At 52.5% G+C, this 15,699-nt stretch carries 13 protein-coding genes; 4 read left to right on the top strand and 9 right to left on the bottom strand.

Features of this window, described 5'->3' with window-relative positions:
- The first annotated feature begins 189 nt into the window (after nucleotides 1–189).
- Together PTW35_RS14885 and PTW35_RS14890 are read left to right on the top strand one after the other, a co-directional pair.
- Entirely contained in the window at nucleotides 190–1,335 is a 1,146-nt protein-coding gene (locus PTW35_RS14885; protein ID WP_281025652.1) for a Na/Pi symporter, read from the top strand.
- 46 nt (nucleotides 1,336–1,381) lie between these two features.
- Nucleotides 1,382–1,669 carry a hypothetical protein gene (locus PTW35_RS14890; RefSeq protein ID WP_281025653.1) on the top strand — a complete coding sequence of 96 codons (288 nt, stop codon included), beginning with the start codon at nucleotides 1,382–1,384 and terminating at the stop codon, nucleotides 1,667–1,669.
- 151 nt (nucleotides 1,670–1,820) lie between these two features.
- Here the strand turns inward: PTW35_RS14890 and PTW35_RS14895 are convergent, their stop codons facing one another.
- The 5 genes from PTW35_RS14895 to rppH form a co-directional block, all read right to left on the bottom strand.
- A complete protein-coding gene (locus tag PTW35_RS14895) occupies nucleotides 1,821–2,672 on the bottom strand; it encodes a thymidylate synthase (RefSeq protein WP_281025654.1) in 852 nt (283 codons plus the stop codon).
- A gap of 110 nt (nucleotides 2,673–2,782) precedes the next feature.
- On the bottom strand, nucleotides 2,783–3,589 hold the full coding sequence (lgt, locus tag PTW35_RS14900) for a prolipoprotein diacylglyceryl transferase (RefSeq protein ID WP_281025655.1): 807 nt from the start codon (nucleotides 3,587–3,589) through the stop codon (nucleotides 2,783–2,785).
- A 42-nt stretch (nucleotides 3,590–3,631) separates the two neighbouring features.
- On the bottom strand, nucleotides 3,632–4,453 hold the full coding sequence (locus tag PTW35_RS14905) for a sulfite exporter TauE/SafE family protein (RefSeq protein ID WP_281025656.1): 822 nt from the start codon (nucleotides 4,451–4,453) through the stop codon (nucleotides 3,632–3,634).
- Between the two features lie 32 nt (nucleotides 4,454–4,485).
- Nucleotides 4,486–6,741, bottom strand: coding sequence for a phosphoenolpyruvate--protein phosphotransferase (ptsP, locus tag PTW35_RS14910; protein ID WP_281025657.1), 2,256 nt, complete (start codon nucleotides 6,739–6,741; stop codon nucleotides 4,486–4,488).
- Between the two features lie 27 nt (nucleotides 6,742–6,768).
- Nucleotides 6,769–7,287, bottom strand: a complete 519-nt coding sequence (gene rppH, locus PTW35_RS14915; protein ID WP_281025658.1) for an RNA pyrophosphohydrolase — start codon at nucleotides 7,285–7,287, stop codon at nucleotides 6,769–6,771.
- A gap of 580 nt (nucleotides 7,288–7,867) precedes the next feature.
- Here rppH and mutH point away from each other — a divergent pair.
- Nucleotides 7,868–8,536, top strand: coding sequence for a DNA mismatch repair endonuclease MutH (mutH, locus tag PTW35_RS14920; protein WP_281025659.1), 669 nt, complete (start codon nucleotides 7,868–7,870; stop codon nucleotides 8,534–8,536).
- Between the two features lie 6 nt (nucleotides 8,537–8,542).
- Here the strand turns inward: mutH and PTW35_RS14925 are convergent, their stop codons facing one another.
- Complete coding sequence (locus tag PTW35_RS14925; RefSeq protein WP_281025660.1) at nucleotides 8,543–8,845, bottom strand: DUF6482 family protein; 303 nt, start codon at nucleotides 8,843–8,845, stop codon at nucleotides 8,543–8,545.
- A 161-nt stretch (nucleotides 8,846–9,006) separates the two neighbouring features.
- Between PTW35_RS14925 and PTW35_RS14930 the strand changes: the two genes are divergently transcribed.
- On the top strand, nucleotides 9,007–10,041 hold the full coding sequence (locus tag PTW35_RS14930) for an NADP(H)-dependent aldo-keto reductase (protein WP_281025661.1): 1,035 nt from the start codon (nucleotides 9,007–9,009) through the stop codon (nucleotides 10,039–10,041).
- An 886-nt stretch (nucleotides 10,042–10,927) separates the two neighbouring features.
- Here PTW35_RS14930 and PTW35_RS14935 read toward each other — a convergent pair.
- The 3 genes from PTW35_RS14935 to lysS all read right to left on the bottom strand — a co-directional run bounded on the left by PTW35_RS14935 (nucleotide 10,928) and on the right by lysS (nucleotide 15,684).
- Nucleotides 10,928–12,265, bottom strand: coding sequence for a VpsR-related response regulator (locus PTW35_RS14935; RefSeq protein ID WP_281025662.1), 1,338 nt, complete (start codon nucleotides 12,263–12,265; stop codon nucleotides 10,928–10,930).
- Nucleotides 12,266–12,495: 230 nt separating this feature from the next.
- On the bottom strand, nucleotides 12,496–13,776 hold the full coding sequence (locus PTW35_RS14940; RefSeq protein ID WP_281025663.1) for a dicarboxylate/amino acid:cation symporter: 1,281 nt from the start codon (nucleotides 13,774–13,776) through the stop codon (nucleotides 12,496–12,498).
- Between the two features lie 396 nt (nucleotides 13,777–14,172).
- Nucleotides 14,173–15,684 carry a lysine--tRNA ligase gene (lysS, locus tag PTW35_RS14945; RefSeq protein ID WP_281025664.1) on the bottom strand — a complete coding sequence of 504 codons (1,512 nt, stop codon included), beginning with the start codon at nucleotides 15,682–15,684 and terminating at the stop codon, nucleotides 14,173–14,175.
- Nucleotides 15,685–15,699 lie beyond the last annotated feature (15 nt).

Here is a 15,699-nt window from a genome sequence, read left to right on the forward strand (position 1 = left end):
AATCAATACAATACATAAAAAGTAAATTATTCATTACACCTAAAACCGTCGCTTCCCATCGCAAAATGAGCACAAACTTACTTTGTGACAGCAACTGTCATATTTCTGAAATATTCGATCTCTAACATCGCCCCCAGATTTCAAAAATATGAAACCCAAAAGACATATTCCTGTCATGGAGAAATGATTATGACTACCCAAGCCTCTACTGCTGAACAGCCAATGAACAGCTCTATGCGCTGGGTCCGCTGGGCTAACCTGGCGTTCATGCTTTACGTTCTACTTGTTGCTGTCTCTGTCGTGAGCAGCGGCTTCAAACTATCTGTTGGTGAACAAGCTAAAACGCTGTTTGAGTTTGCCTCGCATCCGATTGCTGGCTTGATGATCGGCTTGGTAGCAACATCGCTTATCCAGTCGTCAAGTACGGTAACCTCTATCATTGTCGGCCTAGTGGCAGGCGGCCTGCCGGTTGAGACGGCGATCCCGATGGTCATGGGTGCCAATATGGGTACAACTCTGACCAATACTCTCGTTAGCCTGGGCCATGCCCGCTGTAAAGACGAATTCCGCCGTGCTTTCGCCAGTGCCACGATTCATGATTTCTTTAACCTGCTAGCTGTTGCAATCTTCCTTCCGCTGGAAATGATGTTCGGCCTGCTGGACAAAATCTCCACCTGGCTGGTATCGCCAATGATGGGCACAGCTAACATGGACATGGGTGGCATGAACTTCATGAAAGTACTGACAGGCCCGGGCGTAAGCCTGATCAAAGGCCCACTGGCTGGCTTCGGCACCATGGGTGGCGTGTTCATGATCTTGATTGGTATCGGCCTGATTTTTGTCTCTATCACTGCAATGGGCAAGCTAATGCGTAGCCTGATGGTAGGACGTGCCCGTGAAATCCTGAAAAGCGCGATTGGCCGCGGTCCAATCCACGGTATCGCTTCAGGTACAGTCGTCACAGTTCTGGTTCAGTCATCTTCGACAACAACGAGCCTGATGGTACCGCTGGTTGGTACCGGTGTGCTGAAAGTACGCGATGTTTACCCGTTCACGCTAGGCGCTAACATCGGTACCTGTATCACGGCTCTACTGGCTGCAACCGCTGTATCGGGCGAGTACGCAGTGTTTGCTCTACAAATCGCACTGGTACACCTTGCGTTCAACCTGCTGGCAACAATCCTAATCTACGGTGTACCGTTCCTGCGTGAACTGCCACTGAAAGGAGCCTTCTACCTAGGTGAGATCGGTACCAAGAGCAAAGCCGCAGTGGCTGGTTACATCGCCCTGGTATTCGTGCTGATCCCTGGCTCAATCCTAGCGCTGACCGCATAAGCCACAAGCCGAAACACTGAACAAAACCCCGCTCCGGCGGGGTTTTTTGTTGGTTGAAAAAGCGGTGCTGTGGTGCTGTGGTGCTGTGGTGCTGTGGTGCTGTGGTGCTGTGGTGCTGTGGTGCTGTGGTGCTGTGGTGCTGTGGTGCTGTGGTGCTGTGGTGCTGTGGTGCTGTGGTGCTGTGGTGCTGTGGTGCTGTGGTGCTGTGGTGCTGTGGTGCTGTGGTGCTGTGGTGCTGTGGTGCTGTGGTGCTGTGGTGCTGTGCAGGCTTGATCTGAAGGCTACTTTAGTCAAGCAATCTATCTTCATTTTTGCTCGTCAAACGCCCTCCTAATTCGAATAATCTAGGCGCAAATCCATAGAGCCATCGAACCACAGTACCGCTACTCTTTACCGCTCTTAACCCATAAAAAAGCCCCTAAAAGAGGCTTTTAGGGGCAAAAATATGTTTCTGCGGCAATATTTTGTTACCCGCAGCAAGGTTTCTATACAGAAAAAGGGTACTTGATTGGGTCGTGGTGCTGATAGCCCACGACCTCGAAGTCGTCCATGGTGACCCAGGTTTCCAGATCTTCCAGCGATTTGATCTCAGGGTTGATCTTCAGCTGCGGCGACGGGAACGGCTCGCGCTTTAGCTGGACATCACGCATTAACTCAAGCTGATCTTCGTAAATATGGGCATTGACGATCTTGTGATAGGCCTGACCCGGCTTGTGCCCGGTGATCTGGGCCACCAATGCCAGTAGAGCAAAGACCTGGATCTGGTTGAAGTTCAGTCCCAGTGGCACGTCACAAGAGCGCTGGTAACTCGTTAGGTGCAGGGTATCGCCAACCAGCGAGAAGGTGTGGGTATGCATGCACGGACGTAGACAACCCATATCGAACTCACCTGGGTTGTAAAAAGTCAGGATCTCACCGCGGTCGTCAATACCCTGGCTCAGGTTATCGATGATCTTGCGCAGCTGGTCTATGGTGCTGCCATCGGGCTTTTGCCAGCTACGACCCTGTACCCCATAAACGCGGCCCATATCATCCTCGCCCTTACGGTGCGGGTTGGCCAGCCAAGCGGCATTGTCATTGGCGTTCATGTCCCAGGTCTTGGTGCCCAGGGCTCGGAAGTCAGCCGCATTGTCGTAGCCACGGATATAGCCCAGCATTTCGGCAATCGCCGCTTTCCAAAAGCTCTTGCGGGTGGTGATCAGCGGAAACTGGTTGTTGGCTACATCGTAGCTCAAGTCGGCATTGATCACTGTCAGGCAACGTTTGCCTGTTCGCTTGTTCTCAACCCACACTCCTTCGTCCACAATGCGCTGACAAAGCGCGAGATACTGTTTCATGGTTCCGCTGGCCCTAATTCAAAAATAAAGTGGGCCAATTCTACACGAATTATTGGTCTGGTTTAAAAAAAAGGGCAGCCCCAAGGCTGCCCTGTCATCATCTGGAGAAATTAGGCCATCTTACCTTTCGGCTGGCACTTGTAGGCCCACAACATCATCAGGGCACCACCAATGACCATTGGCAACGACAGGATCTGCCCCATGCTGATCCACCCGGCAAACAGGCCAAGGTGCGCATCCGGCTCGCGGAAGTACTCGGCAATGAAGCGGAACACCCCGTAGCCAAACAAGAACAGCCCTGATACCGCCCCAGCCGGGCGCGGCTTGCGAATGAAGACATTAAGAATAATCAGCAGTAAGAAGCCTTCCATGAAGAACTGATATAACTGCGAAGGATGGCGAGGCAGATCACCACCTGTAGGGAAGATCATAGCCCAAGGCACATCGGTGACACGCCCCCAGAGCTCCCCATTGATGAAGTTGCCCAAACGCCCTACCGCCAAGCCAAAAGGCACCAGCGGAGCAACAAAGTCGGCGACATTGAAAAAAGTACGGTTATGCTTGCGCGCATACCAGAACATCGCCGCGATAACCCCGAGCAAACCGCCGTGGAATGACATCCCGCCCGTCCATACCTTGAACAAGTACAGCGGATTATCCAAAAACAACGGGAAATTGTAGAACAGCACGTAGCCAATACGGCCACCCAGCACCACGCCGAGGAAGCCGGCAAACAACAAGTCACTGACTTGATCGCGAGTCCAACCGCTGCCCGGCTTGTCCGCCCGGCGATTGGCCAACCACAGCGCAAATACAAATCCCAACAGATACATCATGCCATACCAGCGAATGGCTAGCGGCCCGATTTCAATCAACACCGGATCTATATTCGGAAACGTTAAATAACCTTGGCTCATCAACTCTATCTCTATTCTTCACAGGCAGTGTGCCCATGATGACTATCCCATAAACATTTTGATACTGACAAACAGTAAAAAAACAGCAAATATTTTCTTCAATACCGGTGTCGGCAGGTGACTTACCCACGCGGCACCAAACCGTGTTGTCTGCATCGAGACCAGGACAATCCCAAGCAACGCCGGCAAATAGACATAACCCAAACTCATCGGTGGCAGGGTCTGCTCACCGACTCCCGCCAGTACAAACCCGGTCATTCCCGCAATCGCAATCAGCGCCCCGGAGAAAGAGGCACACCCTATTGCCCGGCGCATTTCAACGCCATGCCAATTGAGAAACGGCACAGTCAGCGAACCGCCGCCTATTCCGGCCAGGCTCGACACCACACCGATCACCCCGCCCGAGCAGAAGGTTCCCATGCCTCGGGGCAAATCACGCTGGCTGCTAAACCGCATCGACAACAGCATTTGGGTTGCCAGCAATAACACAATAATGGCAAAGATTTTCGGTAGCAGCGAGCTTGGCACCAATTCGGCAACAAAACTGCCGCCCAGTCCCCCCAATACCACTCCCGGCGCCAAACCACGGACAATAGCCAAATCGACATTACCGAGCCGAAAATGGTTGCGCGCCGACGAGCCCGATGTCAGCACGATGCTGGCAAGGGAGGTGCCCAAGGCAATATGCATTACCAAGTTAGCTTCGACCCCGGCTTGCGGCAACAGCCAGACCAGCGCCGGTACCACCAGCAACCCGCCCCCGATCCCGAGCAGGCCGGCTAAAATGCCGACAATGGCACCCAACACCAAACAGCAGGCAAACACCCACAGTTCATTGCCATACAAAACCAACATGTCGGCCATACTACTCACACCAACTAGCTAAAACAACGAGACTACTTACCGGCACGAATAAATCCGCCCAAGCCGTGGCCGTCAACAAACTCGATCGTATTACGCCTGACCTCATCAGCATAGGTGGCCGACAGTGCGTAATCGGCCAAGTGCTTCATGTCATCGACCGAAACGTGGCGCAGCATGTATTTTATTTTCGCAACATTGCGGGTATTCATACTGAGCGACCGATACCCCATGCCCACCAGAAGCAAGGCGCCAATCGGATCACCGGCCAGCTCACCACACACACTGACAGGGAGCTGCAGCTGCCGACTGACATCAATAATATGCTTGAGCGCATGGATCACCGACGGGTGCAGCGCATCATAGACACCGGCAACCCGTGAATTGTTCCGGTCAACGGCCAACAAATACTGGGTCAGGTCGTTGCTACCGACAGAAATATAATCCACCCGCCCTTTCAGCACCGGTAATTGGTAGAGAATGGAAGGGACTTCAATCATGATTCCGATCCGGGGCCGACGTAAAACAAACCCCTGCTCGGCTGCTGTTTTCGCGACCTCGGTATAGGCCCGTTCAATCAGTACCAGCGACTCGTCCAGCTCGGCAATGCCGGAAATCATTGGCAGCAAGATATCCATGTTGTCATGGCCGATACTGGCTTTAAGCATCGCCCGCACCTGAATCAAGAAGATCTCGGGATGATCCAGGGTAAAACGGATGCCTCGCCAGCCCAGGAACGGGTTATCCTCTTCAATCGCTAGGTAAGGCAGCGGTTTATCACCTCCGATATCCAAGGTGCGCATAACCACTGGTTTGCCGCCATAGGTTTCTAGGATCGACTGATATTGCTGTGTCTGCTCTTCTTCCGACGGGAAACTGCGCTGCAGCAGGAACGGCACCTCGGTACGGTACAAGCCAACGCCATCGACACCGCGGTTTACGGCAATACTGGTATCGGCACTGAGGCCAGCATTGAGAAAGATGTGGATCCGCTCACCATCGAGTGTCGCCGCCGGTTTGTCCAATCCGGTTTCAACGACTGCCGCCAGCTCCTGCTCTTCTTTCTGTAAACGCCGATATTCAGCCAGCACATGACGGTTCGGGTTGACCAGCAAGTCGCCACGGTAACCGTCGACAATGACCAGGCTGTTATGAATTTTCTCCGGCACAAAATCGATCCCCATCACCGCGGGGATCCCCAGCGCTCTGGAAAGAATCGCGGCATGAGAGTTGGCCGCCCCTTCCTGGGAAACGACGGCAGCCAGCTTATCGCGCGGCACGCTGGCCAGCATGGCTGCGGTCAGCTCACGGGTCAGCAATACAACCGGCTCCTCCCAAGAGAGTTCGGAAGCCTCCTCATTGGCCAAAAAGAACAGCAACCGCTGGCCCAGCTCACGGATATCCTGCGCCCGCTCCTTGAGGTAGGCATCTTCCATATTGGCGAAACGGGCAGAATAAGTTTCCACCACTTGGCGGATCGCCCACTCGGCCAAATCACCGCCAGCAATTTTATGGAACAGATCCTTGCGCAGCATGGGGTCATTGAGCAGGTGGCTGAACAGGTCGAATATGGCCAGCGTTTCCTTGTGCAGTTCACTGTCGAAGCGCTTACGCAGGCGGCGAAACTCGGCGCTCGCCATCTCGATGGCGATACTCAACCGCTCTTGTTCCGCTTCGCGATCCAGGCAGGAGGCGGGGACTACGTGTTCCAGCCGGGGCTGATTGTCGTCCCACCAGGCACGAGCAACCGCTACCCCGGAGGAGGCCGCAGAGCCTACCAAATGCAGGCCGTTATGCTGATCCGGCCACATCCCCTGCGCCTTGGCGTGGGCAAGCAACACGGCCAGCTGGGCGGCCAGCGTCACCATGAAGGACTCTTCACTCTCGTCGAACTCACGCTGTTCACGCTGCTGGATAACCAGTACACCCAGAACTTGGCGCTGATGAATAATCGGCGTACCGAAAAAGGAGCTGAAAGACTCTTCCCCGATCCCAGGGAGATGTTTGAAATGAGGGTGATGCCGGGCATCGGCTACATTAATCGGTTCAGCCCGGTCGGCAACCAGACCAACCAACCCTTGGCCAAAAGGCAAGCCAACATGACGATGGGGCTTTCTCAGCCCCTTGGTCGCCATCAAGGTAAAACGCTGGCGCTGCTCATCCGCAATATAGACCGAACAACACTCGGTCTTCATTGCCTTGCAGGTGCTGATCACCAGTTGTTCGAGGGCATCAAGCAGACTCGGGGCTGCCGCCACCTTCTCAACAATTTCTCTTAGTTGCGTCAGCATAATCCGCCCCGCTCCCTACCAACTGACTTAGCCGCGCTTGACTCGGCGCTTTTTTCGCTCTTTGCGCTCTTTAAAAGGCATGGCTATGGCAGCAAATTCTTTTAATGCTCTGCGATATACATCTCGCTTGAAAGACACAACCTGCCGCACGGGATACCAATAGCTGACCCAGCGCCAACCATCGAACTCCGGCGTACTGCCACGTTGCATATTCACCTTAGACTCATCGCATTCTAGACTGAGCAGAAACCACTTCTGCTTTTGCCCGATACAAACCGGCTTGGAATCCCAGCGAACCAGCCGCTTGGGTAATTTGTAACGCAGCCAATGGCGGCTAGACGCCACAATCCGTACATCCTTCTTGGTTAGCCCTACTTCCTCGTATAATTCCCGATACATGGCTTGCTCAGGGGTCTCCCCCTCATCAATCCCACCTTGCGGAAACTGCCAGGAATGTTGTCCATATCGTCGAGCCCAGAATACTTGGCCATGGCTATTACAGATCACAATACCCACATTTGGGCGGTACCCATCGCCATCAATCACTGGACGACCTCAATTAAATCTCTATTAATAGTGATTTTTTCACAGACAACCCTATGGGTAAACAAACATTGTTATTTATCCGTCTATTTTCCTAGCTGAGCCACACAATCTGGATAACTTTTCGCTGCCGGATACTTTATAAACATCACAATGAGACATAGCCCACATTTATACACGTTTTCTGTGGATAGAATTGTGAAGAAGCCGTCAATCCAGTGGGTTACTTTGCCAGCGGGAGCTACAAGCAAACAAGAAGACACTGCATAAACACCAAACAAAAACCTTACTAAACATAGACTAAAGAATAAAAAGTGAATTTTACCGCCACTTTATGACTAGATCATTACTGTCACACTTTTAGATCGGTTAAAGATCAACCACCCATCATTTTATCCACATCAAAAAGCATCAACCACTCAAAAAACCACCAGCCAACTGGTTAAATTACCAACCAACCCCTGTATAAATGCACAGACAAGGTATAATGATGTTTTTTTCAGCGCACCCTGTGGATAACTAGATAATAGGATCCTTCATCGCGGCTATGGTAGGATCGCCTGCCACACAGAAGGTAAACACCATGCAACCGACTCCGAAGACTGAACAGGAACTTTTGATGCGTGCCAACGCACTCGCCGGGATGACCCTCGGCGAACTGGCGCAAATGGCCAATATCACGGTCCCGCCAGATCTGCGGCGTGACAAAGGCTGGGTGGGGCAGCTGCTGGAATGGCACCTAGGAGCCAGCGCCGGCAGCAAGCCGGTACCAGATTTCGCGGAGCTCGGCATCGAGCTCAAGACCATCCCGATCGGGTACCACGGCAAGCCATTGGAGACGACCTTCGTCTGCGTGGCTCCTCTGATAGGCTTACACGGCTTGTGCTGGGAAAATAGTCATATTCGCCATAAGCTGGCCCGGGTGCTGTGGATCCCGGTAGAGGGTGAGCGTGATATTCCCCTGGCCGAACGCCATGTCGGCTCACCGCTGCTGTGGAGTCCTTCGGCAGAAGAGGAACAACAACTCAGGCAGGACTGGGAAGAGCTGATGGATATGATCGTGCTCGGCCAAGTCGAGCAAATCACTGCCCGCCACGGCGAGGTGCTGCAACTGCGCCCGAAAGCAGCCAACAGCAAAGCGCTAACAGAAGCCTACGGTGCCAACGGCCAGCCAATAAAGACCCTACCGCGGGGCTTTTACCTCAAGACCCAGTTCACCGCCGGCTTGCTGGAAAAATACTTTATTCTGTAAAGCGCCTTACAAGGCGATAGTCATGTCTTCCCGGCATTGACTGAGCTGGCCGTCAGGCGAGAACTCATCATAGGGATCTATCACCCTGAGTGTCACGCTGGTGATACCAAGCGGGCGCAATAGCTCCCCCACCTGTTCAATCGACTGGAACTTGACCATCTCTCCGCTATCGGTCTTGAGCGGTTCAAGGTGATGCTTGTACTCCACCTCAAGCAGATAGTCGGAGCATCCAGCATAGCTGGTCAAGATGCACGCCGGTATCGACCCGGTGCCCGATTTGGTCCAGTGCTTCAATTGTGACAGTTTCATCCCCCCTCCCCAACCTTACCCTATAAAGGTTAACTATTGGCCACAAAACTAAACCCGGCAAGGTCAAGATCAAGACGATTCAATGTGTTGTGGGTCTTCTCACACTATAGAACTCGCGTTATAGTCGAAGAGCGAACATCTGATGAGTCCAAGGAGGGCTAATGAAATACCACAAGATCCCCCACTCGAGTCTTGAGGTCAGCAAAATCTGCCTAGGGACCATGACCTTCGGTGAACAAAATAACGAGCAAGACGCGCACAGCCAGCTTGACTTGGCCTTTGAGCGCGGGATCAACTTCATCGATACCGCCGAAATGTATCCAGTCCCCCCCAACGGAAAAACTCAGGGACTGACAGAAACCTTTATTGGCAACTGGATGAAAAACAAAGGGGTGAGGGATAAGGTGGTCCTCGCCAGCAAAGTCGCGGGCCCGCGTAACCTGCCCTACATCCGGCCGGAGATGGCCCTCGACCGACGCAATATCCACGATGCGGTTGAAGCCAGCCTCAACCGACTGCAAACCGACTATATCGATCTCTACCAGTTGCACTGGCCGCAACGGGAAACCAACTGCTTCGGCCAGCTCAACTACCAATACCAAGAAGATCACTCCGGTGTGACCCTGACCGACTCGCTTGAGGCGCTGGCCGAACTGGTCCGGGCCGGAAAAATCCGCTATATCGGCTTGTCCAACGAAACCCCATGGGGCGTGATGTCTTTTTTACGCTTGGCCGAAAAGCACGACTTGCCGAGAGTGGTAACTATCCAGAACCCGTACAACCTGCTCAATCGCAGCTTTGAAGTCGGCCTGTCCGAAATCAGCCACCATGAAGGGGTCGAGCTGCTGGCCTACTCACCGCTGGCCTTCGGTACCCTGAGCGGCAAGTACCTCAATGGTGCACGCCCACAAGGGGCTCGCTGTACCCTGTTCGAGCGCTTCTCGCGTTACTTCAAGCCGCAGGGCATCGCCGCTACCGAGGCCTATGTCAACATTGCCCATAAGCATGGATTAGATCCGGCCCAGATGGCACTGGCTTTTGTCAACCAGCGTCCCTTCGTCGCCAGCAATATCATTGGCGCGACAACACTTGAGCAGCTCAATGCCAATATCGACAGTCTGGATACCGTACTGAGCGCAGATGTGCTAGAGGAGCTGCAAGAGGCCGGTATTCAATACTCCAACCCTTGCCCATAGCTCCCCCCCCCCCAGCGCAAAACGCAGGTAAAAAAAAGCCCCCGTAATACGGGGGCCGAAAAACATTAGCTCAACCAACTTAGGTAGACACCTTTGTTGATGCCCAGCTACTTTACCTAAGCCTTGCCAATGGCTCTAGGCCACATTCGTCGCAAAGCGTTGGGAAATGTTACAAGCCGTGACGGGCTAGTGCGGTTGCTAACAGTTCGTCATATTTCCCTCCCCCCGCAAACGCATTGCGGGGGGAGGCATCACGTCACAAGTCTTGATTTATACTCCCGCCTCAGGTGTCGTACCTTACGAGCCGCTGAAGAGGTCAGTTGATCCTGAGAAATGCGGTTCTCCTTATCAATTCCCATATCTTTGAGTAAATGGGCAGAAAAAGGATAGGGCATGTGTACCTGAATTCGGCGGTGCTCCCGTCGCCATTGAGCGTCCTCGCGTTTAACATCGAGTTGAACAAGAAAGACTGCAAGGCGTAAATAGACTGATTGGCGCATAATCGTGCTCTCCATATGATTGACAGATAATTGGAGGGACACAGATCCTGCCGTTCAGGCTGACAACATAAGTCTATAACTTAACTAGCCGCGACAGAAATCCGCGGCCCATTTACACAGCGGATTGCCGTTAATGATTAGGTTTGATGCTGGTATCACCACAGGAACAGGTGTGCGACATCATGACAGTAATTGGCATATCAGTTCCTCCGGCAATAAGTTATGAAGATGTGAAATATGGGGTTATTGTAACAAGCAGTGAATACTAAACAACCACTTAGGCTATAAATGACGATAAAAACAACAATAATCTAAACCCTGTCGATGAAAAGCGTATTTTGATGAATTATTCACCACCATCCGGGCCGATTCCAGACTATGACACCTTAGCTATCCTGGCGTAGGTACTTGGGCGGAGGCACCAGATCATGCTTGTTGAGCAACCGGTACATCGTTGCCCTTGAAATACCGAGCTCTCTTGCCGCCGCGGAAATCTGCCCTTTATTATTTTCAAGTACCGCCAGTATTGCTCCACGCTCAGAGTCAGAGCGGATTTCCTTAAGGCTCTGCTTGTCATCCGACGTTCTCGGCAGATCAAGATGCTCTGCTTCGAGCACCTTGTCGTCACTCAGCAGAATCGCCCGCTTGATATGACCGATCATCTCCCTGACATTGCCAGGCCACGAATAGCCCATCAGCAACTGGCCCGCTTCCGGTGATAGCTGTTTGACCGGACTGTTATACTGCCGGGCAAACTTAAGCATGAAAAATTCAGCCAGCAACACGATATCCTGACCCCGCTCACGCAACGCGGGCACCATGATCCCAAACGCATTGAGCTGGAAATACAGTTCTTCACAGAGCAAGCCTGAGTCCAACAATTCATCCGGGGTATAGCGGGTGGATACCACCAAACGAATATCCGCACTCACCTGCCTACCGGTTTCGGTCGTAAAGCTTTCATCACGCAGGAAGCGGGCCAAATCCTGCTGCCGTGCCAGGTCTAGGTGGGTAACTTCATCGAGGAACAATACCCCGCGATCCGCCGCTTGCAGGCAGCACTTGGGCAAATTACCCGCCCCCATATCAACCATCCAGCTTTCGGTCAGCGACTCGCAATTAACACAGACAAAAGCCCCTTTGCCACGCGTAGATGCTTGGTGGATAGCCCTGGCAACCAACTCCTTGCCTGTGCCGATCTCCCCCTGGATCAAGACCGGAACCTCCGTCATGGCAATCCGCTTAACGTGGTGGCGCAAGCTCTTCATCGCTGCCTGCTCACCCTGCAAACCCGAGTGGCCGAACACGCCAAGTTGCGGCCATACCCGGCGCTCAAGCTGTAGCATCCCGCGCTGATGGCCAATCGTATCGAGCAACTGGGACTCAGGGACAGGATCGGTAAAGTAATCAATGCAGAAGTTGAGGATAAATTGGCATATCGCATCATGGTCCAGCTGGCGCTCTTGGACCAACGCCAACCATCGAACTTGCTTATTGCGGTTCACTAAGCCTGCCACCCCTTGCAGGCTGAACTCATCCCGGGTGAGATCGACCACCCCGATACAAGGGCCCACTTCCAGCAACAGTGATTCTGCAGCACGGAGATCATAACAGCGGTGGCAAGCCCAACCCGCTTGCTCCAGCATTTTTATCCACGCCGGAGCCCCTCCCCCCAAGATCACCAATGTTCCCAGTGCAGTGCTGCTTCCCTTTGTTTTTTTCATCCACGATACCTCTCGGCCAATGCATCCATGCAGACTGAAGGACTTTTACAGACATAGGTTTCCCCATGCCAAGACCAGGTTATTCCCAACCAGTGAACACGACTCAATCAATGCGCAATTAATTTAATAATAAAATTGTAGCCAAATCTGGCGATTGGAAGAAATATTGGACGCAAATAAAAAAAAGCGCCCGAGGGCGCTTCCAATTTGCTGCATGTTTAGTTGTGGCTCTAGCTCACAGTGACACGGTCGGCCTGTGGTTCGGCATCAACGTCAACGCTGCCAATTTCATTTTCCGATTTTGCCACGATGGTGTTGACTGCGGTATCACCAACCACGTTCGAGCTGGTACAGAACATATCATTGATACGGTCAACCGCTGCGACAATCGCCAGCCCTTCTGGCGGCAGACCCAGTTGGTGCAACAATACACCGACCATCACCACACCACCGCCCGGTACACCGCCGGCACCGATAGATAGCAACAGGATGGTCAGACCGAGGGTAAAGATATCCGCGCTGTTGATTGGCTGGCCAAAAGCATTGGCGACAAACAGGGTAGCCAAAGCAATATAGATAGACACCCCAGACATATTCATGGTCGCACCAAGAGGCACACCGAAGCCCGCCACAGACTTAGACACACCAATCTTGTCGGTCAGGGTACGCATGGTCACCGGAATCGTGGCGTTCGAGCTCGCGGTTGATAGCGAGAACAGGATCTGCTCGCGGGTATGGCGCAGGAAGGCACTCGGCTTAATACCGGTAGTCAGGCCTACCATCATTGGATAGAAGATGAAAATCCAGAACACCAGCATCGAGACAACCAAGGCAACATAGCCGGCTACCGACATCAGGGTGTTGGCATCCAAGGTGGCACCCAGTTGGATCATCAGTGCAAATACACCGAATGGTGCTAGGCTCATGACCAGCCCGACCAACTTCATCATGATTTCGTTGGCCATTTTAAACGTCTTGATCGCAGGGCCGCCACGGGTGTCAAGCGCCTGAATGGCCAGGCCTGTCAGGATCGCCATGAAGATGATCTGCAGCATGTCGCCATTGGCAAATGCCTGTACCGGATTACTCGGTACGATGTTGACGATCAGGGAGAAGATATCCGGCGTTTCGGTCGTGGTCAACTGCACAGCCTCAGTCACCGTACCGGCCAAGTTAGCCCCCGCACCCGGCTGGATAATCATGCCAATGGTCAGGGCAGAGGTGATCGCGATGATAGTATTAATAATGTAGAGGGCAAAAGTTTTACCACCAAGGCGACCAAACGCGGTAATGTCTTTCAGTTCAACGATGCCGCAAACAATCGACACATACACCAAAGGCACGACCAGTAATTTGATCAGCGAAACAAACATGCCACCAGCCCCTTCTGCCAGGCCGAGCACATAAGTATCCATCAAGGTCACGCCGTTAAACAGGTACTGTATTGCCGTACCGATAATCAGGCCGGCAAACAGGCCTGTAAAAATCTTTCCTGATAGCGATTTCTTCATCGTCCATCTCCAGTCTGTTGTGCTTGTAAAAACTCTGTTTACTTCTTGTTCCCGCTGTCCATCGCGAGATTGAGCGTCATTTTACACAGCCACAACAAACTTAAAAGAACAATTTTTACAATTTGGCTACAGTTGAAACACAATATTAATCACCAGCCAGTCGCAAAAAACACAAAACAAAACACCAAAAGCCATACAAAACGGCAACTTATTTGCACCATCATTAGCAGAAAGTATGGCGGCATATTAGCCGATCTACAGTCTTGTCAATTACGGAAAACGTGTGCTCTGTCACATGCAAAAATTCACTATATGAACATTTTTCCACCGTTTTTATTATCGGAAACCATAAAAAAAGCCACCCGAAGGTGGCTTAGTAGATGCAGTTCACGTTGCTTACGCGTTGTTGTTCTGCGGGCGCATTGCCGGGAACAGAAGCACGTCACGGATCGTGTGCGTGTTGGTGAACAGCATCGCCAGGCGGTCGATACCGATACCCTGACCCGCTGTCGGCGGAAGACCGTGCTCCAGTGCGGTAATGTAGTCCGCATCGTAGAACATCGCCTCGTCGTCACCCGCATCTTTGGCTTCAACCTGAGCCTTGAAGCGCGCATCCTGATCTTCAGCATCGTTTAGCTCGGAGAAGCCGTTCGCCACTTCGCGACCGCCGATGAAGAACTCGAAACGGTCGGTGAAGAACGGGTTGTCGTCGCTACGGCGAGCCAATGGCGAGATATCTGCCGGGTAGCCAGTGATGAAGGTTGGCTGGATCAGTTTAGGCTCAGCCGTTTCACCAAAGATCTCCTCAAGCAGCTGGCCGCATGTCCAGAAATCTTCCACTTCAACGTGAACAGACTTGGCAATCGCAACCATAAGCTCACGGTTCTGCAGATCTTCTTCTGTCAGCGCCTGAATTTGCTCGTGATCAGGGTTGTAGTGCTTGATCGCCTCGAACATGCTCATACGCGCATACTTGCCACCAAACTCGACCGTCTCGTCACCGTAAGGCATAGACGTTGAACCCAGTACATCCATCGCCACCGTGCTCAGCATCTCTTCGGTAAGATCCATCAGATCTTTGTAGTCCGCGTATGCCTGGTAGAATTCCATCATAGTGAATTCAGGGTTGTGACGTGGCGATAGGCCTTCGTTACGGAAGTTACGGTTGATTTCGAACACACGGTCGAAACCACCAACGACCAAACGCTTCAGGTATAGCTCAGGCGCCACACGCAGATACATGTCAATGTCCAGTGCGTTGTGGCGGGTAATGAACGGACGTGCCGTCGCACCACCAGGGATCACGTGCATCATTGGCGTTTCCACTTCAAGATAGCCTTTCGACATCATGAAGTTGCGGATAGATGCCACCAGCTTAGAGCGGATGATGAATGTCTTGCGCGACTCTTCGTTGACGATCAGGTCAACGTAACGCTGACGGTAGCGCATTTCCTGGTCTGTCAGACCGTGGAATTTCTCCGGCAGAGGACGCAGTGCCTTGGTTAGCAGCACGTACTCTTCCATGTTGACGTAAAGATCGCCTTTGCCTGATTTGTGCAGGGCACCTTTCACACCGATGATGTCACCGATGTCCAAGCCTGCGTATTTTTCTTTCAGCTCTTTCTGAACCGCCTTGTCAGCATAAGCCTGAATGCGGCCAGATACGTCCTGGATAGCTAGGAAAGGACCACGCTTAGCCATGATACGGCCAGCAATCGCCACAACGTTGCCCGCTTCTTCCAGTTCTTCTTTGCTCAGTTCGCCGTATTTAGCCTGCAGATCTGCCGCTAGGCTATCGCGACGGAAATCATTTGGGTGGCCGTTTGCCTTGCACTGCTCGCGGATTTTATCCAATTTCGCGCGACGTTCAGCAATCAGCTTATTCTCATCTTGTAATTGATCAGTCATGGGTTAACCCTTAAA

The organism is Photobacterium sp. DA100 (assembly GCF_029223585.1).
Lineage (GTDB): Bacteria > Pseudomonadota > Gammaproteobacteria > Enterobacterales > Vibrionaceae > Photobacterium.

Bases quoted from the DNA above. Each gene is read 5' to 3' on its own strand.
- mutH (WP_281025659.1), top strand. From the start codon at position 7,868: ATGCAACCGACTCCGAAGACTGAACAGGAACTTTTGATGCGTGCCAAC.
- PTW35_RS14885 (WP_281025652.1), top strand. From the start codon at position 190: ATGACTACCCAAGCCTCTACTGCTGAACAGCCAATGAACAGCTCTATG.
- PTW35_RS14895 (WP_281025654.1), bottom strand. From the start codon at position 2,672: ATGAAACAGTATCTCGCGCTTTGTCAGCGCATTGTGGACGAAGGAGTG.
- ptsP (WP_281025657.1), bottom strand. From the start codon at position 6,741: ATGCTGACGCAACTAAGAGAAATTGTTGAGAAGGTGGCGGCAGCCCCG.
- PTW35_RS14905 (WP_281025656.1), bottom strand. From the start codon at position 4,453: ATGGCCGACATGTTGGTTTTGTATGGCAATGAACTGTGGGTGTTTGCC.
- PTW35_RS14940 (WP_281025663.1), bottom strand. From the start codon at position 13,776: ATGAAGAAATCGCTATCAGGAAAGATTTTTACAGGCCTGTTTGCCGGC.
- PTW35_RS14935 (WP_281025662.1), bottom strand. From the start codon at position 12,265: ATGAAAAAAACAAAGGGAAGCAGCACTGCACTGGGAACATTGGTGATC.
- PTW35_RS14930 (WP_281025661.1), top strand. From the start codon at position 9,007: ATGAAATACCACAAGATCCCCCACTCGAGTCTTGAGGTCAGCAAAATC.
- lgt (WP_281025655.1), bottom strand. From the start codon at position 3,589: ATGAGCCAAGGTTATTTAACGTTTCCGAATATAGATCCGGTGTTGATT.
- PTW35_RS14925 (WP_281025660.1), bottom strand. From the start codon at position 8,845: ATGAAACTGTCACAATTGAAGCACTGGACCAAATCGGGCACCGGGTCG.
- lysS (WP_281025664.1), bottom strand. From the start codon at position 15,684: ATGACTGATCAATTACAAGATGAGAATAAGCTGATTGCTGAACGTCGC.